The sequence below is a fragment of the Microterricola gilva genome, from assembly GCF_004217495.1.
GTDB lineage: Bacteria > Actinomycetota > Actinomycetes > Actinomycetales > Microbacteriaceae > Microterricola > Microterricola gilva.
This window is the reverse complement of sequence record NZ_SHLC01000001.1, coordinates 3,473,646-3,489,904: the sequence shown is the minus strand read 5'-3', so window position 1 is coordinate 3,489,904 and position 16,259 is coordinate 3,473,646. Positions and strand designations below refer to the sequence as shown.

Below are 16,259 nucleotides of genomic sequence, written 5' to 3'. Positions count from 1 at the left end.
TCAACCTTCCTCCGCCGCTTCGGGTGCGGCCGAGAAAGCTCTGGGCTCAGCCGAGCGGGTGTGCCGAGCGGATCGTGTCGTTCGGGTCGTAGCTGAGCTTCGCCGCGCGCAGGCGGGCCAGGGTGTCGGTGCGGTACAGCTGTTCCGGCGCGGTGCGCACCTCGCGGAAGTTGATGTAGTCGGTGGCGCTCCGCCACGGCGCGACCGCCTCGAGCACCGCCTGTGCCGCCGCCAGTACGACGGCGGCCGCCTCCGGTGTCGGCGTCATGCCGACGGCGTAGAGCAGGTATCGCCCCGGCATCGAGTTGACCGCGCCGCCGTCGGGGGCCGGAATCGCGAGCTGCCCGCCGACGTGACGGATGTCGACGGCCAACAGCGGAGACGCGGCGTCCGGGCCGGCAAGCGTGAGCACCGCATCGATGGCGGCACGGGGCAGCTCCTCGAGGTTGATGCCGTCGCCGACGGCCGGCACGGGGCCGGGAGGGTCCATGTGGATCTCGCCGAGGCGGCTCGCGGGCATCACTCCGAAGGTGTCGATGGCGGCGCCGAGTGCGCGCAGCGGGGCGAGCAGCGCTGCGGCGTCGGCCGAGCGCTCGGCCTCCGAGCCGGCGCCCTGATCGATCGCGATCGCGCCGTCGATGACGGCGAAACTCTGGCCGCGCAGGAACTCCGGCAGTTCGGGCAGCGGAGGCACGCGCAGCAGTCGGAAGCAGCTCGTTGCGCTCTCGTCGAGATCGCGGGTCCACAGCTCCCAGGCGCTGAACACCTCGTCTGCGCTCTCAAGCGGGAACATCAGCATGCCGGCGTAGACATCGCGCACGGCGAAGACGCGGAAGGTGATCGCGGTCACGACGCCGTAGTTGCCTCCACCACCGCGGAGCGCGTAGAACAGCTCACTCTCCTCCGTGGCCGACGCGCGCAGCATGCGCCCAGCTCCGGAGACGACCTCGATCGTCGTGACGTGCGAGGTGGCCAGGCCGAGGCTCCGACCGAACCAGCTGACGCCGCCGCCGAGCAGGTAGCCGGCGACGCCGACATCCGGGGCCGATCCGGCCAGGGCCATCAGGCCGTGCTCGGCGAGGGCCGCGGTGACGTCGCCCCAGAGCACGCCGGAGCCGACGCGGACGGTGAGCGCCGTTGGATCGACCTCGATGCTGGAGAGGGCGCTCGTGCGCACCAGGATGCTGCCGGTCAGATCGCCGAGTGGTCCGGCGAGGTGCCCGGTGGTCTGGGCGACGGCCCGGATCCCGTGCTCGTTGGCGAAGAGCAGCGTCGCGCGCACATCGGCCGCGCTGCTCGGCGCGACGACGGCGTCGGGGTGCTGGTCCGCGCTGAGGTTCCAGGCCTGCCTGGCGGTGTCCCACCCGGCGTCGATCGGGGTGGTGACGGTGCCGTCGATGCGTGCCGCGAGGGCGGCGAAGGCCTGCGGGGCAAGCGGGGCAGGCGCGGCGGCTGGGGAAGATTCTGCGATGGTCATGGCGACTTTCTTCTCGGGATGCGGCGCGACCGGAATGCTGGCGGCCCTCGTCGCAGATACGCGTGAGGCGGGCAGGGGAGCCCACAACCGATGCGTTGCGTGGCGATGTGCCAACGCAACGAGAAGCAACGCTATGGCGACCAGACGGCACAGTCGTCGGGGCCAGCCCTGAACTCGCGCCCGGGAGCGCCGCCGACTCAGATGTCGACGATCTCCGTGCCGAGCGGAGCGAGCGACACGGGCACCATCGTGAAGTTGGCGATGCCGAACGGGATGCCGATGATCGTGATGCGGAGCGCGATACCGGGCCGCGGCCGCGACCCGGCCCGGCTCGGCGCTAGTGCAGCGGGTGTGCCGAGCGGATTAGCCCTGCCGGGTCGTAGCGGCGCTTCGCGGCGCGCAGCCTGGCCAGGGTGTCGACCGGGTAGAGCCGATCGGCCGGAGTGCGCACCTCGCGGAAGTTGAGGTAGTCGGCGGCGGCACGCCACGGGGACAGGGCCTCGAGCACCGTCGCCACCGCGGCGTGCAGGGCGTCGACGGACTCGGGGTCGGGGCTCATGCCGCCCGCGAACAGCAGGAAGCGCCCGTGCAGCCGGTTGACGGCACCGCCGCCCGGCATGGCCACGGCGAGCTGGCCGCCGATGTGGCGGATGTCGACGAGCATCAGCGGGGTCTCGGCGTCCGGCCCGGCCAGCCGGAGGAGCACGTCGATCGCGGCATGTGGCAGCTCGTCGAGATTCACGCCGTCGCCGGTCGCCGGCACCGGGCCGGGAGGATCCATGTGCAGTTCGCCGAGCCGGCTGACCGGCATAACGCCGAAGGTGTCCAGGAACGGGCCGAGCGCGCGCAGCGGGGCGAGCAGGGCCACGGCATCCGCCGTGCGCTCCGCCTCGTCGACTGGCATGCCGGTGGCCTGCTCGATGGCGACGGCGCCGTCGATGATGACGAGCTTCTGCCCGCGCAGGAACTCCGGCACGTCGGGCAGGTCGGGGACCCGCATCAGCCGGAAGCAGGTCATCGCGCTCTCGTCGAGCTCGCGCGTCCACGACTCCCAGGCGCTGAGCAGCTCGTCGGCCCGCTCCATCGGGAACAGCATCATGCCGGCGTAGACGTCGCGCACGGCGAACACGCGGAACGTGACGGCCGTGACGATGCCGTAGTTGCCACCACCCCCGCGGAGCGCGAAGAACAGCTCGCTCTCCTCGTCAGCGGTGGCGCGCAGCATCCGCCCGTCGCCGGAGACCGCTTCGATGGCGGTCACGTGCGAGGTCGCCAGGCCCATGCTGCGGGCGAACCAGCTCACGCCGCCGCCGAGCAGGTAGCCGACGACGCCGACATCGGGAGAGGATCCCGCCAGGGCCATGAGGCCGTGCTCGGCGAGGGCGGTTGTGACGTCGCCCCAGAGCACACCGGCGCCGACCCGCACGGTGAGTGCGTCTGGGTCGATCGTGATCCCGGTGAGGGCGCTGGTGCGCAGCAGGATGCTGCCGGCCAGGTCACCGAGCGGGCTGGCCAGGTGACCGGTGCCCTGCGCGACGACGCGCAGCTGGTGCTCGTCGGCGAAGTACAGCGTGGTGCGGACGTCCTCGGCGTGACGTGGTGCGATGACGGCGTCCGGGCGCTGGTCTGCGCTCAGGTTCCAGGCGAGTCGCACGGTGTTCCAGTCGACGTCGCTCGGTGTGGAGACGACGCCGTCGATGCGGGCGGCCAGCTCGCTGTACGCGGCGGGGTGCAGCGGGACGAGCGTGGTGAATACGGGGGATTCTGCGATGGACATGGTTGCTTTCTTCTCGGAGGGGGGGTGCGACCGGAGGGGGGCCTGGTCCCGTCGCAGGAGGCGGGAGAAGAGGCACACGTTGCCTGAACCGAGTCGATGCGAATCGATTGTCAGCCGCACCGAGAGAAAACGTTATGTGGCCCGGATGCCCGAGTCGTCGGGGTTCGCCCCCAACCGGGGCCGGGCCTGGCACCCATGCCCACCCGCGGCATCCACTGGGTCTGCCGCCGACTCAGATGTCGACGATCTCCTTGCCGAGCGGCGCGAGCGACACGGGGACCATCTTGAAGTTGGCGATGCCGAACGGGATGCCGATGATCGTGATGCAGAGCGCGATGCCGGAGAGGATGTGGCCGATGGCCAGCCAGATTCCGGCGACGATGACCCACACGACGTTGCCGAGGAACGACCAGACGCCGGACGTCGGCTTGTTGACGACGGTCTTGCCGAACGGCCAGAGCGCGTAGAGGCCGATGCGGAAGGAGGCGATGCCCCACGGGATCGTCACGATCAGGATGCAGCAGATGATGCCGGCCAGGAGGTAACCGAGGAACAGCCAGAAGCCGCTGAGCACGAGCCAGATGATGTTGAGCAGCGTCTTCATAGCCATCAGTGAAGCAGTTCCCCGTCGCCGGTGCACATCGACTCGGCGAAAGTGCACTTCGCGCTCGGCGGAATCCCAGCTGCGGCGTCATGCGTTCCCAATAGGCTGTGGCAATGACCGCTGCGACGACTGCTTCTGGAATTGTGCTCGACGAACTCGACCCCGCGGTGCGCCCGCAGGACGATCTGTTCCGCCACGTGAACGGCAAGTGGATCGCGCGCACCGAGATCCCGGCCGACAAGGCGCGCTACGGCTCGTTCTACGTGCTGCACGAAGAGGCAGAGAAGGCCGTGCGCGACATCATCATGGAGTCGCAGGACGCGGAGCCGGACACCGAGGCGCGCAAGGTCGGCGACCTCTACGCCAGCTTCCTCGACGAGGAGCGCATCGAGAGCCTCGGCGTCACGCCCATCGCCGGCCAGTTGGCCGCCGCGGCATCCGTGGCATCGATCCCGGAGTTCCTCGCCGCCCTCGGTGAGCTCGAGCGCTCCGGCGTGAGCGGTTTCTACCAGCTCTTCGTCGACAACGACCCTGGCAACCCTGAGCGCTACCTCGTGTTCGCCGAGCAGGGCGGAATCGGGCTGCCGGACGAGAGCTACTTCCGCGAGGAGAAGTTCGCCGACGTGCGCGAGGCCTATCGTGCCCACCTCGCGCGCATGTTCGGACTCGCCGGTCTCAGCGATCCGGCCGAGCGGGCCGAGCGCGTGTTCGCGCTGGAGACCGCGATTGCCGCCGTGCACTGGGACAACGTCGCATCGCGCGACAGCGAGAAGACCTACAACCTGATGAGCTGGGCGGATGCCGCCAGCCTCGTCCCGGCCGACCTGGCCGTGTGGCGCGACGCCATGGGCGCACCGACCGGTGTCTTCAACGAGCTCGTGCTGCGTCAGCCGAGCTTCACCAGCGGCATCGGCGCTCTGCTCGTGCCCGACCAGCTCGATGCATGGCGCGACTGGCTGAGCTGGCAGGTCGTGCGCGGCAGCGCCGCGTACCTCACGAGCGACATCGTCGAGGCGAACTTCGACTTCTACGGCCGCACGCTCACCGGAACGCCGGAGATGCGCGACCGCTGGAAGCGCGGCGTCTCGTTGGTGGAGGGCGCGCTCGGCGAGGCCGTCGGCCACATCTACGTCGAGAAGCACTTCCCGGAGACCGCGAAGGCCGCGATGGACGTGCTCGTCGCGAACCTCGTCGAGGCCTACCGCCAGTCGATCACCACCCTGGAGTGGATGAGCGCCGAGACGCGCGAGCGCGCCCTCGACAAGCTCGACAAGTTCACCCCCAAGATCGGCTACCCGGCGAAGTGGCGCGACTACTCGGCGCTCAGCATCGACGCAACCGACCTGATCGGCAACGTGCGGGCGACGAGCGAGTTCGAGTTCAACCGCGAGCTCGGCAAGATCGGCAAGCCGATCGACCGCGACGAGTGGTTCATGACGCCGCAGACGATCAACGCCTACTACAACCCCGGGTTCAACGAGATCGTGTTCCCCGCGGCGATCCTGCAGCCGCCGTTCTTCGATGAGGCACGGGATGCCGCGGCCAACTACGGCGCGATCGGCGCCGTCATCGGCCACGAGATCGGCCACGGCTTCGACGACCAGGGATCCAAGTACGACGGCGACGGCCGCCTCACCGACTGGTGGACGGAGGCCGACCGTGCCGCGTTCGAGGAGCGCACGGCATCCCTGATCGCACAGTACGACGCCCTCGCTCCCGCCCAGGTGCCTGACCACCACGTGAACGGCGCCCTCACCATCGGCGAGAACATCGGAGACCTCGGCGGGCTCGCCATCGCGTGGAAGGCCTACCTGATCTCGCTCGACGGGCAGGAGCCGCCCGTGCTCGACGGGCTGACGGGTGCGCAGCGCTTCTTCCTCAGCTGGGCGCAGGCCTGGCAGATGAAGGGCCGCGACGAGGAGGTCATTCGCCTGCTCGCAATCGACCCGCACTCACCGAACGAGTTCCGCTGCAACCAGATCGTGCGCAACATCGACGAGTTCTACAGCGCGTTCGACGTGAACGAGACGGATGCCGCCTGGCTCGCCCCGGAGGAGCGCGTCACGATCTGGTGAGCGTGGTCGCTGGCCGTCGTCGGCTGTCAGCTGCCGGGGTTACACTCATCCTGACCCGCAGCAGATCTCTCCCGCTGGGGGCACTCTGCGCGGAGGGGTGAGCCGCGCGATCCGCATCCAGCCTCGAAGGAACCCGTGTGACAACCCCCGCTCAGCAGTCGGAACGCCGTGTGCGGCAGGCGGCACTCGAGCGGGGCAGGCACCAGGGCGGCGAGACGAACGAGAACTTCGGGCGCGGTTTCGCTGCGCTCGGCCAGCTCGCCCTCGACGGCGTGCAGGTCTCGGCGCGCGCCAGCGACCTCGCAACGGGGCGCGTGCTGTTCTCTGTCGATGACCACGTCGCGATGCCGGCCGCCGACATCGGCAAGGTGCTGCTCCTCATCGAGGTCGCTGCCCAACTGAGCGACCCCGACCGCGCGGACGACGGTCTCGGTGAGCTCGTGATCCTCGATCGGGGCGCCGGCGATGCCGCGGGCGCTGCCGGCATCTGGCAGCACCTGCAGGCGCCGTCGCTGCCCGTGGCAGATCTGGCCGCGCTCGTCGGAGCGAGCAACGACAACCTGGCCAGCAACGTCTTGCTGCGGGTCGTCGGGCTCGAGGCCGTGCGCAGACGTGCAGAGTCGCTCGGGCTCTCGAAGACGGCGCTGCTCGACGTCGTGCGCGATCAGCGCGGCCCGGACGACGCCCCGCAGCTTTCGGTCGGCTCGGCGCAGGAACTCTGCTGGCTCTTCACCGCCATGGCCCGCGGCGAGGTGGTGTCGCCAGCCGTCTCGCAGCGCGTGCTCGGCTGGCTCTCGCTCAACGCCGACCTCTCCATGGTCGCCAGCGCCTTCGGCCTCGTTCCGCTCGCGCACCGCGAGCCCGATCACGGCCTACTGCTCGTGAACCTGACCGGAACGGAACCAGGGGTGCGCAGCGAGGTCGGCGTGCTGCGCGGCCCGCGCGCCGGCGTCAGCTACACGGTCTCGATGAGCTTCGCCGACACCGCCCTCGCGGCCAGGCTCGAGGTGCTCGACGGCATGCGCCAGGTCGGACTCGACCTGTTGGAGTACGTGCACTGAGGCAGCGCGACGCGAAGCGTCGCGAAAGGCGGCAGCCCCCAAATCAGGAAACCTCGAGGGCTTTCGCCGATGCGGGCCAGTCGCCCCGCCCGCCTCAGCCCGTCGGCGCTGCCGGCAGTTTGCGGTCGATCCAGCCGAGCAGGGCGGCACCGACCAGGAAGATGACGACGACCACGCCCGTGTTGAGCAGTGCCGCCGGGTAGCCGATCTCCGTGGCCCGCATGAACGGGTACGGGTAGTGACCGGACACCGCCCCTGCCACGAAGGTGTAGGCGATCCAGGCGAGCGGCGCGGCCATCGACCACCAGATCGTCGAGCGGTCGACGCGCGGCCGCGGGCCGACGACGAACCAGCCGAGCACGGCGAGGAGCGGGCCGGCCTGGTGCATGAAGAAGTTCGAGACCTCTCCGGCCTTGGAGAGCTCCTGCAACCCGGCCAGCACGGTGTTGTAGACGATGCCCGTGATCGCCATGCAGAGCACGGCGTCGAGCCGGGCGATCCGGAAGATCGGCCCGTCGCGGTGGGGGTCGATCACGAGCATGAGGCAGGTCACGCCGACGAGCACGTTGGAGAGGATCGTGAAGTAGCTGAAGAGCAGTCCGAGCAGCACGACGGTCTGGCCGACGTCAGGGATCGTGTCGACGAGGATCGTGTAGATCTCCATGCTGACGCCCGTGAGCGTCATCGCCGCGACGACACCGTGCCAGACGCGGGCGGCCGTCGTGCCCGTGAGCGCGGATGCCCAGTGCCGCGCTGGCGCACCGGCGACGGCGGCCCTGCCGGCCTCGTCCACGCTGGTCGTGCGGCCGGTCGGGGCGTAGTCGTCTGAATCCGTCACGCCTCCGGTTCTACCACGCCGGCACCGGCCAGCGCACGGGCCGGGCGGAAACCGCGTCGCACGGCGTGCGGGCGCCGTGGCTTCAACCGGTCCCCGCGCGGGCGCCGAGGCTGGCGGGCGCTAGTCGATCAGCTCGGCCGCCGCGAGCCGCTGCAAGACCTCCGCACCGGCCGGCGGGCAGCGGTGGACATCCGCAGCCTCGACCCAGTGCAGCTCGCTCACCTCGGCCGACGGCGAGGGGGTGACGGATGCCGCGACGGCGGCATCCACCCCGAAGACGTGCATGCGCACGAGCCGGCCGACGGGCTCGCCGTGTGCCTGCACCGCCACGGTGAAGAGCTCGTGGAGGTCGCCCGGCCTGAGGTCGATCGACATCTCCTCGCGGGCCTCGCGCACCGCGGCATCCGCGATGGACTCGCCGGCATCGATCTTGCCGCCCGGCATGAACAGCACGTCGCGCCCGCGGGCCGTGACCATGAGCACGCGGCGATCGCGGATCAGCGCGACGGCGGCCACGGCGATGTCGGGGAGTGTGTGGTTGGGTGTCGGGGTCACCGCTCCATTCAACCGCAGCTCAGGGGTGCTGCTCGCTGCTGAAGACGTCGTTCAGGGTGACGGTCTGCAGTCCGCGCTCCTGCAGGATCGCCAGCAGCTGCGGGAAGACCTTCGTGACCGGGTCGAAATTGAGGTGGCCGATCACGATGTGCTGTGGCAGGAACCACTGCGTGGCGAAGTCGACCACCTGCTGTTCGGTGATCAGCCCGGAGTCGGAGAGTGTGCCGTACCAGAGGGTCGGAACCGTGTAGCCGATGCTCGCCGCAAGATCGTCGACGCGCTCGTCGTGGTATCCGAATGGCGGCCGGAAGAAGGGTCTGGCGTCGACGCCCCACGTCTCGTGGATGAAGTCGTGCGTGCGCTGGAGCTCCGAGAGCACCTCGTCATCGGGCAGGGAGGTGAGATCGGCGTGCGACCACGTGTGATTGGCGAGTTGGATCTGCCCGGACGCGACGAGCGGGCGCAGCGCCTCGGCATTGGCGTCCCACGCGTCATAGCAGCCGGTGACGAAGAGCGTGAGTCGTGTTCCGCTCTGGGCGGCGAAGGCGGCGTAGGCCGCGATCACGGCGGCGCTGCTGCCGTCATCCGCTGTCCAGGCAAGCAGCTGGCCGTCACCCGGCAGCTCGGTCAGCGTTCCGCCGCCGACGGGAACCCGCGCAAGTTGCGGGGCCGCTGGCGGTGGCGTGACGACGGGCTCTGGGGCAGGCGGGTGCGCTGGCACGGGGCGCGGCGCGGGCCGCGGCGGGTGAGGCGCGGATGTCGGCACCTCGGGCTCCGCGGCGCACGAAGCCAGCAGCAGTGCGGCTCCGGCCGCACCGATCGTCAGAAATCCCCGCCTGTCCAACACATGCCCCCCGGCTCCGCCATCGCGGTGTGGCTCGATCCTACGACCGTGGGGCCGGGAACCCGGCTTTGCGTCCCCGGCGTGGTGCGGGGTGCGGCGCCCCCACCGTAAACTAGGAAGACTGTTCGCCGGGCCCTTCCGCCCTGATCACGCCCCATTGGAGCCACCATGGCCGCACCCAGCCGTCTCGACGCCGTCATCGCCCTCGCCCGCCACCGCGGATTCGTTTTCCAGGCCGGTGAGATCTACGGGGGTTCGCGCTCGGCCTGGGACTACGGGCCGCTCGGCACCGAGCTCAAGGAGAACATCAAGCGCCAGTGGTGGCGCTTCATGGTGCAGAGCCGCGACGACGTCGTCGGCCTCGACTCCAGCGTGATCCTGCCCAAGCAGGTGTGGGAGGCATCCGGACACGTCGAGGTCTTCAGCGACCCGCTGGTCGAGTGCCAGAGCTGCCACAAGCGCTTCCGCGCCGACCACCTGGAAGAGGAGTACGAGGAGAAGAAGGGCCGCGCGCCCGAGAACGGCCTCGACGACATCGCCTGCCCCAACTGCGGCAACCGCCACACCTGGACGGAGCCGCGCGCGTTCTCCGGCCTGCTGAAGACCTTCCTCGGCCCGGTCGACGACGAGTCGGGAATGCACTACCTCCGCCCGGAGACGGCGCAGGGCATCTTCGTGAACTTCGCCAACGTGCTGCAGGCCTCTCGCCTCAAGCCCCCGTTCGGCATCGGCCAGATCGGCAAGAGCTTCCGCAACGAGATCACACCAGGAAACTTCATCTTCCGCACCCGTGAGTTCGAGCAGATGGAGATGGAATTCTTCGTCGAGCCCGGAACCGACGAGACGTGGCAGGAGTACTGGATGGAACAGCGCATGAGCTGGTACACCGGTCTCGGCATCAGCCCGGAGAACCTGCGCTTCTTCGAGCACCCGAAGGAGAAGCTCTCGCACTACTCCAAGCGCACCGTCGACATCGAGTACCGCTTCGGCTTCACCGGCAGCGAGTTCGGCGAGCTCGAGGGCATCGCGAACCGCACCGACTTCGACCTGAAGACCCACTCCGAGAAGTCGGGCAAGGACCTCTCCTTCTTCGACCAGACGAAGAATGAGCGCTGGACGCCCTACGTCATCGAGCCGGCCGCCGGCCTCACCCGCTCGCTGATGGCGTTCCTCGTTGACGCGTACCACGAGGAGGAGGTGCCGAACGCGAAGGGCGGCGTCGACACCCGGACCGTGCTCAAGCTCGACCCGCGCCTGGCACCGATCAAGGCCGCCATCCTGCCGCTGTCGCGCAACGAGCGTCTCTCGCCGATGGCGCGTGACCTCGCCGCCGAGCTGCGCCAGAGCTGGAACATCGACTTCGACGACGCCGGCGCCATCGGCCGCCGCTACCGCCGCCAGGACGAGATCGGCACCCCGTTCTGCATCACGGTCGACTTCGACTCGCTCGACGACCAGGCCGTGACCGTGCGTGACCGCGACACCATGCAGCAGGAGCGCGTGCCGCTCGCGACGCTGTACACATACCTCGCCGAGCGCCTGAAGGGCGCCTAACGGCGAATTGATCCAGTGGATCAATTCGCCGCCAGGCGAAAGGCGGCAGCCTTAACCAAGGCAACCCCGGGAACGCGACGCGATCTCGGGGTTGTTGCGTTGGTGGGCATTGTTGCCCTGAGCGCCAGAAGCCGCGTTATGCCGTAGAAACAACTACCGCGTAACGCGGTTTTTGGCGCGCGGCCCCGCGCAACCCCGCGCAACCCCGCGCTACGGCGAGCAGCGGTGATCCGGCGGCTCTCAGGGTGTGTGCGGCGCCGGGGTGTCTTCGCGGGCGCGCCACTCGTGCGCGATCATCCCGTAGATGCCGGTGTCACTCCACTCGCCCTTGTCCCAGTACGACTCGCGCAGGGTCGCCTCGTGCAGCAGGCCGAGCCGCACGCACAGCCGGGCGGATGCCTCGTTGCGCGGGTCGAGGTTGGCGATGACGCGGTGGGCGCCGATGCCGTCGAAGGCGAGGCGCAGCGTGGCCTCCGCCGCCTCGGTTGCGTAGCCCCTGCCGGCGAAGTCGGGGTGGAACACCCAGCCGATCTCGAGCTCGGCCGTCTCGACGCTGCTGAGGCGCAGCATGACGTCGCCGATCACGCGGCCGGCGCTTCCTGCCACCCGCTCGTCGTCCGCGGCCAGCTCGCAGGCCAGGAAGATGGCGCTGTCCGCGGTGCCGTCGAGCGTGCGCAACTCGGCGCGGCGCCGGGTGTGGGCCGCGCCCTCCTCGGCGGTGCGGCGCGGCCAGGGGATGTAGCGCAGCACCTCGTCGAGCCGCTGGTACTCCCACACGTCGGCGACATCGTCGACCGTGAGCGGGCGCAGGATGAGCCGTTCGGTCTGGATGGGCGCGATCGCGAGCGGGCCGCTGTCGAAGGGGAAGCCGTGGAAGTAGCCCGGAGGGGGAGTCGGGGCCTCCGCGGAATCGGGCAGACCGGGCGCCGGCGCTGCGAGGTCAGGGGTGGTGTCCGGTGCCGAGCTCATCGCCGTCCGATCGTGCTAGTCGTTGGCCGCGCGCAGGCGGTCGCCGCCGACCGGGCAACCGGCCGCGGTGCCCGTGATGCTCGGGATGTCGGAACCGGCGCGTGCGGCATCCGGGGTCTCGATCTTCAGGCCGAAGAGGGCGTCAAGGCCGTCGAGCCAAGCCTGCTGCTCGCCGTCGCGGGCGAGCTCGCGGGAGCGCACCATGGGCGTGTGCAGCAGCACCCCGGCGAGGTGGCGCAGCGACTGCTCGATGCGTCCGTCCGGATCGCCCTTGCTCTGCGCGCGGGCGATCTCGGCGTCGAGGAGGTCGAAGACGTGGCTGCGGAGCGCGACGACGGCGGGGGCGAGTGACTGCTCCTCCGCGACCTTCGTGAAGGTGCGGGCGGCCTTGCCGACGATGGCGCGGGCCTCCTGCGTGGCGTTCAGCTCCTCGAGCGGCGCGTGGATGCTGATCGTCTCGAGGTCGAGCAGTTCGACGCCGGTCAGCTCGGCCACATCGGGGTCGATGTTGCGCGGCAGGCCGAGGTCGATCAGCAACTGGCGGGCGCTCGGCGTTGCCGCTGCCTCGCGGCCGGCGCTGAGCAGGGCGGCGTCGACGACGTGGGTCTCGGCGGTCGTGCAGGTCACGATGAGGTCGACGGATGCCGCGACGCCCGCGAAATCGGCGTGCGCGACGGGCAGGATGCCGTGGTTGGTTGCGAAGCGCTCCGCCCGGCCGGACGGCGAGTAGACCCGCACGTTCTCGGCTCCGCGGTCGCGCAGCGCGGCCAGCGACGCACCGGCGTAGCGCCCGGTGCCGACGAGCAGAACGCTCGTCTCGGCCCAGTCGCTGACACGGCTCTCGGCGAGTTCGAGCGAGAGTCGGACGAGGGAGCGGCCGGCCGAGCCGATGCCGGTGCGGTTCTTGACGCCGCGCGAGGTCTGCGATGCGCGCTGGAAGAGGCGCTCCAGCTCGGGGCTCGTCGTTCCGGCTGTGCGTGCCTGCTCCAGAGAGCGGCGAACCTGGCCGGCGATCTCGCCCTCGCCGACGACGACGGATTCGAGGCCGGCCGAGACGGCGAAGAGGTGCTCGGCCACGCCGTTGCCGTGCACGAGCTGCAGGCTGTCGCGCAGCACCTCGCTGCTCACCCCGGTGCTGGCGCTGACCGCGTCGATCGCGGCGAACACGGTGGGCAGGGGTGACTGGCCGAAGGGGGCGTCGAGATCGAGGTAGGTCTCGAAGCGGTTGCAGGTGGCAACGACGACGGCGCCCTGCAGGGCCGGAGCCCCGGGAAGCGCGCGGTGTTCGCTCACGATGCGCTCGCCCATGGCCGCCGCGTCGACAGAGAGCTGTTCGAGCAGATCGAAGTGAGAGTTCTTGTGACTCGCAGAGAGGCAGATGAGCACCTGAGAATTCTACAGCTCGTCGAAGCCGCTTGCTGGCAGCAGCCTGACCGCAGATGGCACGACGTGACGGGAGGTGAAAGTGGGCGGGGGAGGCCACGTTTCACGGCAGCGGCCGCCGGTCGCGCCGAAGGCCTCCCGTCGTGCTGTTGGCGCCCGGGCGGATGCCGCATCCTGCGGCCGCGGATGCCGCGCCCACCGGCCTCCGGCGGCGGCTCCGAGACGGCGCGCAGCCGGGTGCGAGACAATGGCCACGTGAACCACGACGCTCGCCAGACTCTGCCGCCTCAGCACCCCCTCGCCACCGGCCTCACCAGCCGCTCGCGCCTGATCCGCGCCTACCGCGGCGACCGGCCAGAGGTGACGCCGGTCTGGTTCATGCGCCAGGCCGGGCGCTCGCTGCCCGAGTACCGCGAACTGCGCGTCGGCACGAAGATGCTCGACGCCTGCCTCGACCCTGCCCTGGCCAGTGAGATCACGCTGCAGCCCGTGCGCAGGCACGGGGTGGATGCCGGAATCTTCTTCAGCGACATCGTCGTTCCGCTCAAGCTCGTCGGCGTCGAGGTCGAGATCGTGGCCGGCCGCGGGCCCGTGATGGGCAAGGCCGTGCGCACCGCGGCCGACGTGGCCGAGCTCACCGCCCTCGACCCCGACGTTCTCGATGCTTCGCTGGCTCCGATCTCCGAGGCCGTCGCGCGCACCGTCGCGGCACTCGCCGACATCGCGCCGTCGCACCGCGTCGACGGCGAGCCCGCATCTGTAACCCCCTTGATCGGTTTCGCCGGAGCGCCGTTCACGCTCGCGGCCTACCTCGTCGAGGGCGGGCCGTCGAAGGACCACCTCGCCGCCCGCGCCCTGATGCACTCCGAGCCAGAGGCCTGGGCCGCGCTGATGCGCTGGACCGCCGAGGTGACAGGGCGCTTCCTGCGCGCGCAGATCCTGGCCGGCGCCAGCGCCGCGCAACTCTTCGACTCCTGGGCCGGCGCGCTGTCGCTTGAGGACTACGAGGAGCATGTCGCCCCGGCATCCGCCCACGCTCTGAGCTTCGTCAGCGACCTCGGCTACTACGAGCGCGGCACCGACGGGGCGGCCGATCCCGAGCGGGTCTGGAACCGCGTTCCGATCGTGCACTTCGGCGTCGGAACGAGCGAGCTGCTCGCGGCCATGCACCGCGTCGGAGCCGACGTGGTCGGCGTCGACTACCGCCTGGCCATCGACGAGGGCATCCGTCGCCTCGGCGGCGACGTGCCGGTGCAGGGCAACGTCGACCCCGCGCTGCTCGGCGCGCCGTGGCCGGTGCTCGAGGCCCACGTGCGCGATGTGCTGCGTCGCGGCGAGAGCGCACCGGCCCACGTGCTCAATCTCGGCCACGGGGTGCCGCCGGAGACGGACCCCACCGTGCTCAGCCGCGTCGTCGAACTGGTGCACGGCCGATGAGCGCCGAGCAGAACCCGGCGCCAACCGTTGACGTCGCCGTCGTCGGGGCCGGCGTTGCCGGTCTGGTCGCCGCGCGCGCCTGCGCCAGGCTCGGACTCTCGGTGCTGATCCTCGAGGCCGCGGATGCCGCGGGCGGCTGCGTCGGCCGCACCGAGCTCGCCGGCCTGAGCCTCGACACCGGTGCAGAGGGCTTCGCGACCCGCAACGACTCCGTGGCAGAGCTGCTCGGTGAGCTCGGGCTCGGCGGCGAGATCGTCGATCCGAACCCTGCAGGAGCCTGGCTGCGCCTGCCGCCGCTGACCGGGACGGACGCCATCACGGTGCCGATGCCGAAGCTCTCGCTGCTCGGCATCCCCTCGTCGCCCCTCGCCGATGACGTGCGCGCCGCGATCGGCTGGAAGAACTCCATCCGCGCATACTCCGACCGCCTGCGCCCCGTGCTCACGATCGGCACGGAGAAGAACTTCGGCAAGCTCGTCGAACAGCGCATGGGCAAGGCCGTGCTCGACCGACTCGTCTCGCCCATCTCATCCGGTGTCTACTCGGCCGACGCGCACGACCTCGAGGTCGATGTCGTCGCACCGGGGCTGAACGCCGCGCTCACCCGCGCCGGGTCGCTCTCCGGGGCGGTTGCCCTGCTGAAGAGCGACGCCAAGCCGGGAGCGGGCGTGCGCGGCATCCGCGGTGGCATGCACCGCCTCGTCGACGCGCTGCTTGCCGAGGCCGCCCACTTCGACGCCGAGCTGCGCCTCGGCTCCCGTGTGACGGGCCTGCGTGAGAACGCCGACGGCACGTGGGCGCTGACCGCGACCGAGCGGCCCGCGCCCGAGTCCGACGCGCCGGAGCCCGACGCGCTGGCGACCGAAACACCGGTGACCGAGCGGGTCGAGCGCGTGGTCACCGCCCGCACCGTCATCCTGGCCGCGCCCGCGACCGTCTCGCTCGGTCTTCTGGCCGCGGCGCGGCCAGAGTGGAGCGAGGCGAGCGATTCCGCATGGGCCTCCGGCTCCGCGGTGGAGATCGTCACGCTCGTGCTCGACGCCCCGGAGCTCGATGGCGCTCCGCGCGGTACCGGCGTGCTCGTGGCCGCCGACACACCAGGCACCACCGCGAAGGCGCTCACCCACTCCACCGCGAAGTGGGCGTGGCTGGCCGAGGCAGCTGGGCCGGGGCGTCACGTCGTGCGCCTGTCGTACGGCCGTCTCGGGCAGGAGAGCCCGAGCGCGGCGCTCGACGACGCCGAGCTCACCGCCCTCGCCCTGCGCGACGCGAGCGCCATCCTCGGCGTTCCGCTCGCCGCGTCCCAGCTCGTCGATTCGGCGCGCACGCCGTGGCGCGACGCACTCTCGCACGCCGCCATCGGCCAGCGGGAACGGGTCACGGCCCTGCGCGCGCGGCTCGAGGAGGAGACGACGCTCGCCGCGACGGGATCCTGGCTGGGCGGCACGGGGCTTGCCTCAGTGATTCCGGATGCCACGGCCGCCGCCTCCGGCATCCGCCGCCACTTCGTGCACCTCTAGCCGCGCCGCGCCGCGGGCCGCGCCGTTCCCCGCGCCATTCACTGCGCCGTTCTCTGCGCCGTTCACTGCGCCAACTTCTGCGCTGTGCGCCACAACACGTGGCGCGCAGCGCGGGAACCGGCGCGGAGTGCAGGCCGCGCCCCGATGCATCTCGAAAATGGAATA

Annotated in this window: 13 protein-coding genes and 1 pseudogene; 5 read left to right on the top strand and 9 right to left on the bottom strand. The window is 70.5% G+C overall.

Going from position 1 to position 16,259, the window contains the following annotated elements:
* Window positions 1-46: 46 nt before the first annotated feature.
* The 4 genes and pseudogenes from EV379_RS16210 to EV379_RS16200 all read right to left on the bottom strand — a co-directional run bounded on the left by EV379_RS16210 (window position 47) and on the right by EV379_RS16200 (window position 3,858).
* Window positions 47-1,477 carry an FAD-binding oxidoreductase gene (locus EV379_RS16210; protein WP_130507045.1) on the bottom strand — a complete coding sequence of 477 codons (1,431 nt, stop codon included), beginning with the start codon at window positions 1,475-1,477 and terminating at the stop codon, window positions 47-49.
* Window positions 1,478-1,674: 197 nt separating this feature from the next.
* A pseudogene (locus EV379_RS17565) lies at window positions 1,675-1,782 on the bottom strand (YccF domain-containing protein); the annotation flags it as partial.
* A 32-nt stretch (window positions 1,783-1,814) separates the two neighbouring features.
* Entirely contained in the window at window positions 1,815-3,254 is a 1,440-nt protein-coding gene (locus EV379_RS16205; protein WP_130507044.1) for an FAD-binding oxidoreductase, read from the bottom strand.
* 232 nt (window positions 3,255-3,486) lie between these two features.
* Window positions 3,487-3,858, bottom strand: a complete 372-nt coding sequence (locus tag EV379_RS16200) for a YccF domain-containing protein (RefSeq protein WP_130507043.1) — start codon at window positions 3,856-3,858, stop codon at window positions 3,487-3,489.
* 113 nt (window positions 3,859-3,971) lie between these two features.
* Between EV379_RS16200 and EV379_RS16195 the strand changes: the two genes are divergently transcribed.
* The gene (locus tag EV379_RS16195) at window positions 3,972-5,933 is read left to right on the top strand and encodes a M13 family metallopeptidase (RefSeq protein ID WP_130507042.1); all 1,962 of its coding nucleotides are present in this window, start codon (window positions 3,972-3,974) and stop codon (window positions 5,931-5,933) included.
* A gap of 137 nt (window positions 5,934-6,070) precedes the next feature.
* On the top strand, window positions 6,071-6,994 hold the full coding sequence (locus EV379_RS16190) for a serine hydrolase (protein WP_130507041.1): 924 nt from the start codon (window positions 6,071-6,073) through the stop codon (window positions 6,992-6,994).
* A gap of 94 nt (window positions 6,995-7,088) precedes the next feature.
* On the opposite strand, the gene EV379_RS16185 is transcribed toward EV379_RS16190, so the two are convergent.
* The 3 genes from EV379_RS16185 to EV379_RS16175 all read right to left on the bottom strand — a co-directional run bounded on the left by EV379_RS16185 (window position 7,089) and on the right by EV379_RS16175 (window position 9,108).
* Entirely contained in the window at window positions 7,089-7,832 is a 744-nt protein-coding gene (locus EV379_RS16185; RefSeq protein WP_242616423.1) for a Pr6Pr family membrane protein, read from the bottom strand.
* 120 nt (window positions 7,833-7,952) lie between these two features.
* Window positions 7,953-8,387, bottom strand: coding sequence for an NUDIX hydrolase (locus EV379_RS16180; RefSeq protein WP_242616422.1), 435 nt, complete (start codon window positions 8,385-8,387; stop codon window positions 7,953-7,955).
* A gap of 19 nt (window positions 8,388-8,406) precedes the next feature.
* Window positions 8,407-9,108, bottom strand: a complete 702-nt coding sequence (locus tag EV379_RS16175) for a polysaccharide deacetylase family protein (protein ID WP_207226288.1) — start codon at window positions 9,106-9,108, stop codon at window positions 8,407-8,409.
* A gap of 291 nt (window positions 9,109-9,399) precedes the next feature.
* Between EV379_RS16175 and EV379_RS16170 the strand changes: the two genes are divergently transcribed.
* Window positions 9,400-10,785 carry a glycine--tRNA ligase gene (locus EV379_RS16170; RefSeq protein ID WP_130507040.1) on the top strand — a complete coding sequence of 462 codons (1,386 nt, stop codon included), beginning with the start codon at window positions 9,400-9,402 and terminating at the stop codon, window positions 10,783-10,785.
* Window positions 10,786-11,025: 240 nt separating this feature from the next.
* Here the strand turns inward: EV379_RS16170 and EV379_RS16165 are convergent, their stop codons facing one another.
* Both EV379_RS16165 and EV379_RS16160 read right to left on the bottom strand, forming a co-directional pair.
* The gene (locus tag EV379_RS16165; RefSeq protein WP_130507039.1) at window positions 11,026-11,754 is read right to left on the bottom strand and encodes a GNAT family N-acetyltransferase; all 729 of its coding nucleotides are present in this window, start codon (window positions 11,752-11,754) and stop codon (window positions 11,026-11,028) included.
* 15 nt (window positions 11,755-11,769) lie between these two features.
* Window positions 11,770-13,140, bottom strand: a complete 1,371-nt coding sequence (locus tag EV379_RS16160; protein WP_130507038.1) for a glutamyl-tRNA reductase — start codon at window positions 13,138-13,140, stop codon at window positions 11,770-11,772.
* Window positions 13,141-13,392: 252 nt separating this feature from the next.
* On the opposite strand from EV379_RS16160, the gene hemE reads away from it, so the two are divergent.
* Window positions 13,393-14,574, top strand: a complete 1,182-nt coding sequence (hemE, locus tag EV379_RS16155) for a uroporphyrinogen decarboxylase (RefSeq protein WP_242616421.1) — start codon at window positions 13,393-13,395, stop codon at window positions 14,572-14,574.
* Window positions 14,571-16,094: a protoporphyrinogen/coproporphyrinogen oxidase gene (locus tag EV379_RS16150; RefSeq protein WP_130507036.1), complete on the top strand. Its 1,524-nt coding sequence runs from the start codon at window positions 14,571-14,573 to the stop codon at window positions 16,092-16,094. Before hemE ends, EV379_RS16150 begins: the two co-directional genes overlap by 4 nt.
* Window positions 16,095-16,259: the final 165 nt, after the last annotated feature.

Coding starts and splice junctions, on each gene's coding strand:
- EV379_RS16210 (WP_130507045.1), bottom strand. CDS start 1,477: ATGACCATCGCAGAATCTTCCCCAGCCGCCGCGCCTGCCCCGCTTGCC.
- EV379_RS16200 (WP_130507043.1), bottom strand. CDS start 3,858: ATGAAGACGCTGCTCAACATCATCTGGCTCGTGCTCAGCGGCTTCTGG.
- EV379_RS16170 (WP_130507040.1), top strand. CDS start 9,400: ATGGCCGCACCCAGCCGTCTCGACGCCGTCATCGCCCTCGCCCGCCAC.
- EV379_RS16165 (WP_130507039.1), bottom strand. CDS start 11,754: ATGAGCTCGGCACCGGACACCACCCCTGACCTCGCAGCGCCGGCGCCC.
- EV379_RS16205 (WP_130507044.1), bottom strand. CDS start 3,254: ATGTCCATCGCAGAATCCCCCGTATTCACCACGCTCGTCCCGCTGCAC.
- EV379_RS16150 (WP_130507036.1), top strand. CDS start 14,571: ATGAGCGCCGAGCAGAACCCGGCGCCAACCGTTGACGTCGCCGTCGTC.
- EV379_RS16195 (WP_130507042.1), top strand. CDS start 3,972: ATGACCGCTGCGACGACTGCTTCTGGAATTGTGCTCGACGAACTCGAC.